Here is a 13,615-nt window from a genome sequence, read left to right as displayed (position 1 = left end):
TTTTAGGTGAAGAGCTTGTCTTTTTACATTACCGCTAAACTGCCCTCAAGCTTTGGTTACTTTGTATATCGTTAATTATATACCTTAAATTCATAGGCCGAAGCACTTCCGCCACTGTAGCTTGAGCCCGTTACGGTAATCCTGACATACCTGTAAGCTGCATTAAAGTTATCGGTTGTCAGACCTTGCGTTGTATTGCTCGTTCTGTCAAGGATGGTCGTATACGTCACATCATCATTGCTGCCCTCTATCTTGTACTGGTATGACCTAGGATAGGTGGTGCTGTTGTACCAGTAGCTTTCAAGCTTTGTAAGCGTCATGCTGCTGCTGAGATCGACTTTCCACCATTGCGGGTACGTGTTAGTCACTGCTGCCCAGCGGGTCGAGGTCGTGTTACCATCATTAGCATTACTGATATCATTTCCTGTTTGCAGCGAACTTGCTGTAGCAGTTTTGCTCTGTGAAACCAGTTGTCCTGTTGGATTTGCATCTCCGAATACATTAAATTCGTAGGCAGAGGCACTTCCTCCGCTGTAACTGGAGCCTGTTACGGTAACTCTGACATACCTATACGTTCCAGTGATCGTATCTGACGTTAAGCCTTGTGTTGTATTACTCAAACGGTCGAGTATGGTTGTATAAGTCACATCGTCATTGCTGCCTTCGATTTTATACTGATATGATCTAGGATAGGTTGTGCTGTTGTACCAGTGGCTATCGAGCTTTGTCAGCGACATGCTGCTGCCTAGGTCAACTTTCCACCACTGCGGGTACGTGTTGGTTACGGCTGCCCATCGCGTGGATGAAGTGTTCCCGTCATTGGCAAAACTTACGTCATTGCCCGTTTGGAAGGAGCTTGCGGTCGTTGTCTTGCCCGTTGAAACAATACCAGTACTTGTCGTGGCACTTACAAGTGAACTCCAAATGCTGGAGCCTTGACCGTTCTTGGCTCTTACCACGTACGTATGCGTGGAGCCTGCCGTAAGTCCTGTATGTGAATAAGGGCTGCTTACATTACTTACTAATGTGCCATCTACTAATAGATCGTAGCCCGTTGCACCTGACACATTACTCCAGCTAACATTCACTTGTGACGCATTCACTGGGATTGCCGTCAATCCTGTTGGCACCGCTGGTACATTTGGATTAGATGCAACTGGGTTGATGCTCATCGCTTGCGGGTTACTTGCGCCAAACTTAATACTCTGTATTTTTGCTTGACCTGACGTAAACTCGACACCAAGCGCACTTGCTCGGTTGACCAGGCGATAGGTCGTGAGGCCATTTACACTGGTATTCGTTGCTGCTGCAATGGTTGGAGCAGAAGAAGATGGAGTGAGATACGCTGGTGTTGCATTTCCGACAGGCAAAAGATACCATTGGTCACTGCCGCTTGCAGCGCCATTTCCACCATTTCCGCTCGGATTGGCATTCGCATCCGCTGCACCTGTGGTCACGTTCGCTCCCATCGCTCGCGTCGCAGGAGCAGTTGATCCTGCTACCTTTAAATACTTACCTGTAGATGTGTTCTGTAAGCGGTAGAACCCGCTATTTTTGGACGTATCAAATTCATCTGGAACAGGAACGAATTGCCACTGTCCCGAAGTGCCATCCTGAAGAGTAGCTCCACCTATGTTGATCGTATAGGCTGTGCTCGGTGAAATGGCCGAACCATTCTGGTCTTTTGGTGCATTATAAGCGGAATAGTATGTTTGCCCTGCAGTCGGAACCGGTGTCGAATAATTTTTCTGTGAGCCCGATAAATCGGAAATCGTTCGGAAGGAATAGCCACTGACTTGTTGATTGGTCAAACTGCCTGTGTCGAGTTGAGACAAATAGCTGCCAACCGTAGAAGGAAGTTTACCCACAACTTTGAATGTGTCCGGTTTGCCTAGATCATCTGTCTCGTAAACGTACCCGTCATAACCGACTGAGCGATATTTGCCACTATAAGCATTATAGGAAAAGGCATTTTGATATTGCGTATTCACTGGCAGGAATAGTCGTTGCGTCGCTGTATTTTTGAATACGGCGTTGCCGCTTGACCCAGCTTGAATAGAAGTCAAATATCCCGTCGAGTTGTTTTCCTGGTCAATCCAAACTTGGCTGTTCTTAATGTAAATGGTCATTGTAGCATCCAGCGCTGGATCTGAGTAGGAAACAGAAGGAATGCTGGTTCCGCTTGCATTTTTAATCGTCCCATTGGTCTTATTGGCCGTATAAGTGTTCCCTGCGAGATCTTGGAAGGAGAAATCTCCGCTGCTTGTTAGTTTCGTATAGGTAATGTTCAAGGCTGAACCGTCCATACCCGTACCTGATAAAGTCAGACTGTCTGTCGCTGGCGTATAATTCACAGTCAGATTATGGTCACTGCCAGCCCCCATAGGACTGCCTATCCAGCCTGCATAACCTTTCAATGCGGATCGGGTCCAAGTCCCGTTATACCAAACATCCCATGAGCCTTCCGCCATTTTGGCACTGATCGGAGAGCGGGCAAGACTGAAGTAGGTAAGAATGTTGCTGTATCCAGGTTTCCAATTAATGTGATTGTTATAGAGCGCATAGAAGTAACCGTTTACATTGTCGACAAAAAAACGAGTGCCGGCTACACCATACGACCAAGTCGTGCCGGGAAAGTTCGAACTGGTTGCGGCTTCATTACTATCGTTCCATGGTGAAGTGGCGACTTGCCCAATTAACTGCCAGGTAGCTCCCTTATCTGTCGAGTAGGTGGCCAGAACACGATTGTTGTGGATACCCGTGCCAATCCTCTCATTGTTCGTCGGGTTATTCGTTGCAAATGGCGAGAATTGATATTCATCGTTGATCAGCGCATACCAGTAGCCCGTATCCGGGTCAATCCAGACGCCAATACCATCATTATGGTCATCTTGGTAAGGAGTTGGAATGCCATAGACTTCGTCTATCTTATAATTGAAGGTTCCCGGTCGATTCCAATACGAATTATAAATGGTTGTCGTGCCCCAATTGGTGTTCAGGGTCCCCATGTCTGTATTTGTGTTGTATTTGATCCACGAACCTCCACTGTCCGATGCCGAGTAATCGGCAAGTGAATACATCCAGTGAAAATCGCCGTCTTTGTCGACGAACGCAGAGCCTGCAATATCAGCTTTGCCGGCAGTAAGGCTTGGCACTGCTGTATTTTGTACATACGTTGGGAATTTCTCCGTTGCAGCCGAAACCGAATGTCCCCCACCTAATGCTTGCACGGTTAGGACGGTCAAAATAGCAAGTGATCTTGTCAATATCGCTCTCTTTGTATGACGCATACCAATACCTCCATGTTTCGTATTTGTTGTAACCTCTTCACCAACTTCATTCAATACCTAAATAACTCACCCCCTTTCCATGAGTGCTTCTATAAATACGTATAGTTTTTATTGATAATTAGCGCATTCACTCTCCACTGAGAGCCTTGGCATGTGCTGAATCGTATCTTCACATATCCGTCCTTTCGCTGTGTGACTGGCAGTATTTCCGTTATAAATTCACCAGACTTCAATATGCCCTCAGGTTTCCACGCACTCTGACCAACAATCTCAACTGTCGTATAGGAGGATTCCTCTTTATCCCCTGATACGAAAAGCAAATCGTACCTCCCCCTCGGCAGCTCCACATTGAACGTCGCCTCGCTGCTTCCACCGATAAAGTCCCTGCGCAGCTCGTCTGGCTCTCCTCGATCCGCTGCAACAAGACCTTCCGCGCTCTCCCACCCGATTCCTGAATATGGTGTAAACATCGTCTCGAGTGTTATTAAGCGAAAAGTTTGACCAAGGACACCTTCCCTATGTACCTGTCTTGGCAGCGCTTTGTCATACTTTTTATGTAACACGTGCGACTCCAAGCCAAAATCGAACCGGTAAGCAGCCAGTCTCGACTCTCGGGAATTGCCAGCATAATAATCAAACGTGAAATGGTCGAGCGTCCTGAAATGCTGTGTATCTTGGTTTTTACCAAGGAAGACGCGCCGATGCGTATGTGCTTCATGAACAAGTGGATACGTTCTTTGCACGGGGATTCGATCAAGCTTGAAGTCCTGCGTCAAGGATTCCATATAGGGATAAATCGCATATTCCCCGTTCTTCTCCGTCTCAAACAACATACGACCATTCTCCTCAAGATAATTCACTTGGCTCCAGGAGTCGCCAACTTTCCGGGAAACTAACACCGTTTCACTCCCCTGAAATGGGTTGCGAATCACAGCCCTCGAGCCTGCCTTACTGCGGATCGTAACCCAAGTTGTGCGACCATTCTTTAACTCAGCACTAACCTCGAAAGCTCCTACAGCCAATAAACCTTGAAACGAGCAATCGCTCCATTTCTCATATGTCCTGATCTTGTTCGCCACATCATGGTCGTACTGGCCAATCGACAGCTCTTGCTCAGACTCACCAGAAGGCAGCGCCGGAAACACAACGATTACGCCGTCATAGCTTTGAAGCAGCATTTCGTTCACGGCAGCGACCATTTCACCGGATGCTTCCATCATGAATGGATGGTATAACGGTTCATTCGTGATGTTGCAGTAATTCATCCAGCGTTCCGTTTCTTCTGCAAACAAACCATTACTTCTGAGCGACAAGTCGATGCCTTGTTCATACAGCAGCCTAATCGCCGTGTTACCCTTACCAAGTCTTGCGGCGGCACAGGAAAGCCAACCGAATTGAAACATCCCGAATTCCGTCTGATTCGCAGCATAACGCAGCGTATTTTCTGCCCTTTTTCTCACGCAAGGATCACTATTTTTATCTACTTCTCCAATCGGATAAATCGGCATAAGAAGCGAAGGATGTCGCAAATGCAAGTCAACAGGTGCCCATTCCGAATCCAGCAAAACATCCCCATATTGATTGGACATTGCGGTCGGATACGATGCCAAGTTAGTCACTAGATGCATCCATTTGAGCTGATCGGCCTCCGCTTCGCCGAGCAGCTTGTTGGATTCAATGGCGATCTTGAACATATATTTGACGGTGGCAAGGCTGCAAGTTGAGTTTCGAGTCAATGGTCCCTGTTCCGGCGAAATATCTGGAAATAGCTCATATCGACCTGATTTCGGATTCATCTGCAAATAGCCTTCGAAAAATCGAGCAATCTGCTTAAACAGCGGATATGCCTCTTCCCTTAAGAAATCAATGTCCATCTTGTATCGATAATAGTTCCACAGGAATTGCGCGCACCAAGGCCAAATGCTTACATATAACGCATGCGGATAATCCCCGGCGATGCCATCCAACCCATAAAACTGCTTCGACATTCGCTCGGCAAGGTGAACGTAGGAGAGCAGTCCCTCATTGAACGCTTCCGCGACTTCAAGATGATTAGCCGTATAAAGCGGCCAAAATGCCGCTTGAATGTTGACGTCCCAATACCACATACTGCCCCACTTCGTAGGCTGTTTAATATCCCACAAGCCATTCAATCCGCACGCTTGCTCACGCATTCTGCCGCCTTTGCCGCTGCTGCAGGCGATGGCGTATAGATTGATATACCAGAGATCTTCGAGCATCTGATCCGGCAAAGTGATGGAAGAACGAGACCAGAAGCTCTGCCAATGCAATTGATGATGCGTAATCCTGTCACTTATATGGGATGACGCCTTATTCAGTCTCATCAGAGCGGTAGACAGCAGTTCCTTGGTTTCCTCCTCCGTTACCACCGTTGTCAGCAGCGTCAGTTTGGCATCTGCATCCTGGAGGGCAATTCGAAGACTATCACTAGCGCTGATGTCAACACTCCCTTTTGCTCCGACGAGCCTCATCATCACGATGAATGAGAACGGATCGTATTGCTCCTTATCCTCACCATCGGGATAGAACGCTCCTTGGTAGTAAAACGTCGTCTCATCCAGTTGATGATACAATACCTTCATATCCACATATCTTCTTACGGGAACCGACATCGCAATGGATGGTAACAGAGACGTATTCGTCTGACTAATTTCAGTGATGACATAATCGCCATCTTGGGCAATCAACGTGCTCACAGCAAGTCGATCCTTCCCCTTTTCCATCCGTAACTGAACAATCGCTCTTTCAATATCAAGCCCAAGGGAATAATCATCAGGTTCTCTGAGCTCCTCAGAAGGAAAAAGGTGAATTTCGCCAGTCGGATAATGGGAGGCTCCGCCAGAAGGCTTGCCATATTTTCGATACATACTGCTTGGGGATAACGCATCACCATATAGATATATGGGGTCCTGCTCGGGATTGCGATACCGCTCTACTGCTAGCTTTCTCAACTCGTCAAATGTACGTCCATATTGAAGCGAGAAATCGTCACCTTCACCATTTCGATACTTTTGGCTATAACGATGAAGCTTCTGATAGTAAACTTCATAATGATTGAGCGCTAGTGTCAGCTTGTTATCCTCAAAATACGCCATACCGCCAAAATGTCCATTTCCGATCGGTAAAGCCTCGTTCCAGCTGCTCGGAGCATTCTCGAATGTAACGCTTCGCATAGGTACCTCTCCTTACTCCTTAATCGCCCCAATCAACACGCCTTGGACAAAATACTTCTGAAGAAACGGATATAGACAAATGATCGGTAGTGTCGAGACCATAATCGCCGCATACTTAATGGTTTCTCCGATCGCATATTTATCGTCGCCTCCACCAGCCATCATGGAATCCGTATTGTTGGAAATCAGAATTTCACGCAGCACAAGCTGGAGAGGATAAGCTTCACGATTCCGTAAATAGACCAGCGCATTAAAATAGGAATTCCAATGCCCAACCGCATACCACAAGATCATGACTGCGATAACCGGCATTGACAGGGGAATGACGATTCGGAATAGGATCTTCCAATCGCCTGCGCCATCCATTCTAGCGGATTCTTCCAAGCTGACGGGGATCCCTTGAAAGGAAGTACGCATGATAATCATATTGAACGTATTGATCGCACCTGGAATGAGAATAGCCCACATGGTATTCATCATGCCGAGATCGTTCACGAGCAAGTAACTCGGAATGAGTCCACCGTGAAACACCATGGTCACGACGATAAAGAACATGATGATATTTTTAAAATAAAGATTCGGTCTCGACAATACATAGGCACCTATCGCTGTCATGAACAGGTTAATTGCTGTACCCAGCACAACGTAGACAAGTGTATTCTGATACCCTTTCATGATCATTGGGTTCTCGAAAACGGCTTTGTATGCCCCGAGATCAAAGCCAGCCGGTCTGAGCATCAGACCGCGATGCTGCAGCAATGACGTCGCATCACTAAAGGAAGCGAGTGCTACGTACAGGAATGGATAGAGGGTGACCGCGCAAAGTACGAGCATCACTAGCGTATTCAAGTAGCCAAATGTTCGCTCTCCACTGGTTAGTTTCATGTGTAATTCTCCTTACCACAGTTTGTTCTCGCTGATCCTTTTGACAAAGCTATTGGCGGCTACGATCAGAACAAAGCTGATCACCGAGTTGAATAGCCCAACAGCTGCTGTGAAGCTATAGCTTGCCTCTAATACCCCTTTGCGATAGACATAAGTCGAAATAACATCCGCAGTTCCGTAAGTAAGCGGATTATAAAGCAAAAGCACCTTTTCACTGCCGACCGTCAGCATATTTCCCATTTGCAAAATAAACAAAATCACAATCGTCGGCATGATGCCCGGAATGGTAATATGCAGTGTTTGCTTCCAGCGGTTTGCGCCATCCATCCTGGCCGCCTCATACAGCGTCGGGTCAATTGTGGCCATCGCCGCCAAATACACGATAGATCCCCAACCGATGCCTTGCCATATGCCAGACGAAACGAACAGAAAGCGAAACCAGGCTTCCTTTTGTAAAAAATCAATCGATTCGATACCAAAAGTACCCATAATTTGATTAATGAGACCATTCCGACTTAAAAAATCAATCATCATTCCCGATACAACCACGATCGAAATGAAATGCGGCAAATAGGAGATGGACTGTACAACCCGTTTAAACACGCTATGGCGAATTTCGTTAAGCAGCAACGCCAGAATGATAGCGGCCGGGAAACCGAACAGCAGGTCATAAATGTTTATCAAAATCGTATTTTTAATTAATCTCCAGAAGTAAATACCGTTAAAAAAGCTTTCGAAATGTTTCAATCCGACCCATGGACTACCCAAAATCCCTTTCGCTGGCGAGAAATCTTTAAAAGCAATTTGCAATCCGTACATTGGTCCATAATGAAATATGAGGTAATACGCAATAACGGGAAGAGCCATCATATAAATGGACCAATGCCGTTTCAAATCCCCACGTATGGTTTGTAGGACTGTCGGATCGCGATAGGATTTCGTTGTCGTCACAGCATGTTTAGCCTTACCATTTGCGGTACTTTGCCTCATCGTCACCCTAGCCTTTCTTTCTAGTTTCTATAAAGAAATCAGGGGATAAACCGGATTCATCCCCCTCAAACTCTTCCTTAACGTTTATTGAACCGTTCGAGTGCTCCTTGCTGGATTTTAATCGCTTCGTCAATTCCCATACCCTGAATCTTTTTCACATACTGATCAAAATTGCCGATCGGTTCAACGCCCATGATGAATTTCAAGAGCATCTCATCTTGATACGTTTGGATGTCGGTCACGATGGAAGCGAATTTGCTGCTTTCATCCTGTGTCGGCGATACAAGAGGGATTTTACGCTCAGCCGTTGGCTTCGACCAGATTTCCAATGCTTTCTTCTGCTGTGGTAAAGCCAGATATTGCAATTGGAAATTATCGCTAAGTACGAAAGGGGCACTCCATGTTGCGCGATTATACTTCGCAATGGATTGTTGAATGCTGGTTCCTGCTGGCGGATTCAAAATATCCGGAAGGAAGGTTGCTTTACCGTTCTCCATTTTGTAGCTAGTGCCTTCTACCCCATAGTTGAACAGCAGGTCGCCTTTTTCACCGTAAGCATAATCAAGCCATTTTACCGTTTCGATCGGGTTTTTGTTGACTGACGAGATGGCGGCTCCAACACCGTTAAAAGCAAAATCCTTTTGACCCCAAATCGCTTTGTCCCCAGCCTTCAAGACAGGGTAAGGTGCAGCCTCCAAATCGAATTTTGGATCCTTATCCTTCATAAGACCAGCAAACTTACCGATGCCTCCCCCATTGAAGGAAGCCGTTGCTCCCAAGAGATTGGTCGTCATTTTGTTATCCAATAATTTATCATTAGGTGCTGCGAAATCTTTATCCAGCAAGCCTTCCTTGTACCATTTATTCATGGTTGTCAGGAATTCTTTGTATTCAGGCTGTATCGGCCCATACTTCACTTTGCCGCCATCTTGATAGAAGCTGTAGTTAATGCCCCAAGCTCCGAGGAAAGGCGCATCCGTTGCAAACAGATTTTTATCCAAATAAATGGGAATCTCATCCGCTTTGCCATTGCCATTCGGATCCTTTTCTTTAAACGCTTTCAATACCGTGTACCATTCGTCGATGGTTGTCGGCATCTTCAAACCTAGCTTATCTAGCCAATCCTGGCGAATGGATGGACCGAAGAACACCCTAACTTTGTCATCTCCGCGTAAGAAGGGAAACGCATATATGCTGCCTTCATCCGTTGAGATTTGCTTTTTCCAGTCTGGATGAGCCGCAAGCAGCTTCGTGAGGTTCGGTGCATACTTGTCGATGAGATCGTTTAGTTTAATGATTTTCTTATCTAAAATCGCTTTTTCTGGTCCGCCAGGATAACGAATAACCGCACCGCTTGTCGTTCCCCAACTCGCTTCTATCACATCTGGAAGTTCGTTTGTCGCAATCATTAAGTTGAATTGCTCTTGCGCTTGAGGAACCTCGAGTGGTGGATGCTGGAATTCAACTTTTACACCAGTTGTTTTCTCAAGCTCCTTATACATCCCCATTTCAGCGTATGTTTTCATCTGAGATGAGGCTGCTGAGTGATTCGCTACCCAGTACGTTAATTTCGTCAACTTCGGCGGCTGTGTGTTAGTAGCTGACTGCGGCGTTGCCGATGAACTACTGCTTCCCGTATCCTCACCGCAAGCCGCTACCGAAACCGCCAGTACAGACATCAATACAACAGATCCTACTTGCTTCAACCTTTTCTTCATTCTTCTAGCCTCCCTTTATTTGAGTAACGCTAAGCTTGCTTGGTACCGATCGTTCGTCATCCAGCACCTGTTTCCAAGTATGCTTCTCCTGCTCCAGCATGCCTACTGCCTAGTTCTCATTTTCGTTGTATTTTCATAAGAAATACGGGCTAGAAGAGAAATGATCAGTCCGTCTTAGAAATCGTCAGTAGCCGCCCTGAATAACAAAATAAACGGCTACGCCGTCCTCTAAACGTATCAAAGTGTTTATGAGGACATATAGCCGCCTTATCACGTGAAACACAAACATTATTTTTCCACAAACACTTCTATCAAAAGGGATTTCAAACGGTATTGGTGTCGTTTGTAGATTTGGAGGGACACGTAGGCTACACATTTGTTTTAACTGGAAAACATACAGCTATTTACGAGAAATTTCTTTGAAAACTCGATTTAACTGTAAAATATGTAGTTAAATTCACATTTCTTCGGTCATATTGGCTAACTGTATAAAATTAACTGTAGCTTCTCCATTTATTAAGCATTTGCTCGGAAAATCCCGAAATATAACTGTATAAAATCCATCTATTTGCCTCTGGCGCACCGTATATTTACGATACTTCCAGCCCTATCGAGGCCATTCAAGAATGAGCGACCGCGTTTAGAAGTGGAGAGACTTTGATCTCCGACCAAAGACCCCTATATATGGTAGGTTTTACCACCAATATTCAATCAGTTTTCGGAAACCGAAAACGTATACTTTCTTATGTGGTAAAGTAGCCCCAAGAGGCTGCCTTTTATGTATCTGCACCAATGATTTCCGGTAGCATCGTCTCCCGGTATTTCCCTGGTGTTACACCCTCCAGCTTCTTAAATGCTCGAATGAAGACGACATCATTGTTGTAGCCGATCTTTTGGGCGATCTGGACGATCGTTAATTCTTTGTTCTCCATTAACTGCTTGCCTTGTTGAATTCGTTTATGCGTGATGTAATCCAATAGGTTCTGCCCTTGATGCTTTTTGAAAAACGTGGAGAGGTATTGCGGTGTCATCTGGATACGTTCCGCAATTTGCGCAACTCCAAGATTGGAATCGCCAAGGTTCTCATGGACTATTCCGATGATCTCCTGCAGCCTCTGCGTACTATGATCGGATCGATCCCAAGTAAACGAGCGAGTCAACGTCTCATAAAGCTCTTTGGTTTTGGTATACATGCCCTGCGCAGTTGGGTAACTGAATACTTCCTTGATCGGATCGAAATCTGAGCCCAGCACCTCATCCTGATTCGTATTGGTGGAGTTCATAATTTTCAAGAACGTACTTATCACGTTGAAAAACAGGCATCTGCCCAACTCAGGCGTAATATGACTGGAATCAAAATTCATCGAATAGATTTTATCCAACAGTTTAACCACATTCTCGGTATCCCCGCTGCGAACAAAGTTAATGAGCTGAATCTCAATTTCAAGTGGATAATAATAATGCTGCTTAACATCGAGAATGTCTTGGAAATAAATCGTTGCATGTTTACCCAGAATCAACCTATATTCAAGTGCCGCTAGTGCTTCAGGATACGAATCGCGAATAGCTTTTGGACCTGAATGTACTCCGCCGACTGCGATTGTCATACCAATTTGGAATCTTTGTGAAGTAATGCTGAAGAGCGATTCCGCGATTTCTCGAATATCCGATTCGGCGAATTTCTCCCGATTGGGTGTTAGGTTAATGAGAAGTACAATGCGATCTCGGTCGAGTTCAACCGAAAATCCTTTATGATTAAGCGCAATCAGATCCGTGCCAATATTCGAAATAATAAACCTAGCATGTGCCCATTGCTGTTCATCTTCTTCCGCTAAGTCATGAATATCCTCGATTTTGACAATCAGGACTGCAAAACAGTCGCTCGTAAAGGCTAGATTCATAAACTGAAGAGAATCTCCGTTTTCAACCGATATGTCCACATCCATGCGACCATTCAACAGACGAGACAAGTAATTGGCTTGGATAAACGGAATTTGTTGCGCTAAGGTCATACGCAAGTTCTTCTCTTCATGGATAGAGCCTTCAACAGTTTGCCGTATAAACTCGTATTCGTTCGAGGAAGGACGCATGATCATTTCTTTTCCGCGCATAATAGCATTAACCGTTTTTTGGAGAGGCTTGTACGTGCGATATGCACCGATGCTGACAGCTACTAATCCACAGATTAAGCAGAGAATAAAGAGACCGATCGACCAACTTTGAATTTGATTAACCTGCTGCATGAAAACGTCATTTGGCATGATAGATACATATTTCCAGCCTGCTTTTTGGGAGGATGTGACCGAAACGACTTGATCCACACTGCCTAGTCGGTAATCAAACGGACCCGTACTTTCTTGAATGCGCCCTAGCAAATCGGAAGGAAAGGGGCTTTCACTATTACTCATAATCGTTTTTCCTGCGTTATCAATAATATAAACGGAACTATGGTTGGCTGATTCCAGCTGTGCAAACAATTGTTTCACCTGGTCGACGTCAATCAACACAGTAAAATTACCGAGATTTTGGGATTGAGAATGAATCGGAAGTGATTGTATATAGGTGATAACGTCCTTCGGTGCTTGATCTAGGCCATTGGATAAGGAATTCACCGGCAGGTAGTCCACGCTGTGCAACTTGTCCATCAACTGGCGCCAACCCTCATAAGACATATTCTTATAAGCGTAGTAGATGGAATAGAACGTCCGCGAGTCTGTTACTAAGTCCGATTTGACAATGGTATCGCTGCTAGCAAAATACACGTAGTAATCGAGGATAAAATTGCTAGTCATACTGTGATACTTACTCATCTTGTCCCGCATGAATTGAATAAACTCATATTTATCTACATCACTCGAGTTGGCAGGGATTCGAAGCATATAATCCAGCTTCGGATCAAACACCACCTGACGCATTAATTTATCCACTTCTGATAATTTGTTATCGAGGGACAGTTTCAGCTGCTCCAGCATAGCCACATTGGACCTTGTCGTGCTCCTCTCCAAGCTCTGTTCCACCTTGGCGTACAGAAAAAGCCCCATTGCAAGCGGTATCAAAAGGATAAATAAGTTGGAGGCAATTATCGTAGAAAGTGCACTTTTGCGGCTATTGACAAGGCGTAAAATAAAAGGCATTTTCAAAACAAGATCACCGTCCATTCCGTAATCGAATTTACTAGAAATTGTATCTTCTCTTCATCAAAGTTGCAATATAACTTTATAAAAGAAACTGCAAGGGCAACTGCTGATTCACAACGTTTCAATCTTGCCCATTAGAATTCAACAGGCTGCCGACGATGTCGGCAGCCTGGACAGTAGGTTGATGAAGGATGACCAGTTAGCCAACATGTCGCTAAACGGTCCGATTCCCGTGTTTATTATCTCTTTACATAATGCAAACAGTGCACTAGCCATTAGGAGTGAGTACCTGAATATTGATTGTAGTGGTAGGATAGCGCCCACTCGCATTTACAATTCTAACCCCAAAGATCAATTTCCCGATTGTCCCGCCGAACAGAACTACGCAAGTGATCATAGTT

The 13,615-nt window shown here is 45.3% G+C and carries 7 protein-coding genes; all 7 read right to left on the bottom strand.

All coding sequences use genetic code 11. The annotated features are described in order from the left end of the window. Window positions 1-71: 71 nt before the first annotated feature. The 7 genes from ACSQ8P_RS12620 to ACSQ8P_RS12590 all read right to left on the bottom strand — a co-directional run bounded on the left by ACSQ8P_RS12620 (window position 72) and on the right by ACSQ8P_RS12590 (window position 13,611). Window positions 72-3,290 (bottom strand): galactose-binding domain-containing protein, encoded by a 3,219-nt coding sequence (locus tag ACSQ8P_RS12620; RefSeq protein ID WP_436235501.1) that lies wholly within the window; start codon window positions 3,288-3,290, stop codon window positions 72-74. A gap of 89 nt (window positions 3,291-3,379) precedes the next feature. Next, complete coding sequence (locus tag ACSQ8P_RS12615) at window positions 3,380-6,484, bottom strand: glycosyl hydrolase family 95 catalytic domain-containing protein (protein WP_436235500.1); 3,105 nt, start codon at window positions 6,482-6,484, stop codon at window positions 3,380-3,382. 12 nt (window positions 6,485-6,496) lie between these two features. Further along, window positions 6,497-7,369: a carbohydrate ABC transporter permease gene (locus tag ACSQ8P_RS12610; protein WP_436235499.1), complete on the bottom strand. Its 873-nt coding sequence runs from the start codon at window positions 7,367-7,369 to the stop codon at window positions 6,497-6,499. A 12-nt stretch (window positions 7,370-7,381) separates the two neighbouring features. Continuing rightward, entirely contained in the window at window positions 7,382-8,359 is a 978-nt protein-coding gene (locus ACSQ8P_RS12605) for an ABC transporter permease (RefSeq protein ID WP_436235498.1), read from the bottom strand. Between the two features lie 77 nt (window positions 8,360-8,436). After that, window positions 8,437-10,077 carry an extracellular solute-binding protein gene (locus tag ACSQ8P_RS12600; protein ID WP_436235497.1) on the bottom strand — a complete coding sequence of 547 codons (1,641 nt, stop codon included), beginning with the start codon at window positions 10,075-10,077 and terminating at the stop codon, window positions 8,437-8,439. Between the two features lie 776 nt (window positions 10,078-10,853). Beyond that, complete coding sequence (locus ACSQ8P_RS12595) at window positions 10,854-13,235, bottom strand: helix-turn-helix domain-containing protein (protein ID WP_436235496.1); 2,382 nt, start codon at window positions 13,233-13,235, stop codon at window positions 10,854-10,856. A gap of 247 nt (window positions 13,236-13,482) precedes the next feature. After that, window positions 13,483-13,611, bottom strand: a complete 129-nt coding sequence (locus tag ACSQ8P_RS12590; RefSeq protein WP_436235495.1) for a hypothetical protein — start codon at window positions 13,609-13,611, stop codon at window positions 13,483-13,485. Window positions 13,612-13,615: the final 4 nt, after the last annotated feature.

It is taken from the genome of Paenibacillus sp. LjRoot153 (genome assembly GCF_964253085.1).
In the GTDB taxonomy this organism is placed as follows: Bacteria; Bacillota; Bacilli; order Paenibacillales; family NBRC-103111; genus Paenibacillus_E.
This window is presented reverse-complemented; position numbering and strand designations above follow the sequence as displayed.

Excerpts from the sequence above, each read along its gene's own strand:
- ACSQ8P_RS12620 (WP_436235501.1), bottom strand. The coding sequence starts at position 3,290 with ATGCGTCATACAAAGAGAGCGATATTGACAAGATCACTTGCTATTTTG.
- ACSQ8P_RS12615 (WP_436235500.1), bottom strand. The coding sequence starts at position 6,484 with ATGCGAAGCGTTACATTCGAGAATGCTCCGAGCAGCTGGAACGAGGCT.
- ACSQ8P_RS12610 (WP_436235499.1), bottom strand. The coding sequence starts at position 7,369 with ATGAAACTAACCAGTGGAGAGCGAACATTTGGCTACTTGAATACGCTA.
- ACSQ8P_RS12605 (WP_436235498.1), bottom strand. The coding sequence starts at position 8,359 with ATGAGGCAAAGTACCGCAAATGGTAAGGCTAAACATGCTGTGACGACA.
- ACSQ8P_RS12600 (WP_436235497.1), bottom strand. The coding sequence starts at position 10,077 with ATGAAGAAAAGGTTGAAGCAAGTAGGATCTGTTGTATTGATGTCTGTA.
- ACSQ8P_RS12595 (WP_436235496.1), bottom strand. The coding sequence starts at position 13,235 with ATGGACGGTGATCTTGTTTTGAAAATGCCTTTTATTTTACGCCTTGTC.
- ACSQ8P_RS12590 (WP_436235495.1), bottom strand. The coding sequence starts at position 13,611 with ATGATCACTTGCGTAGTTCTGTTCGGCGGGACAATCGGGAAATTGATC.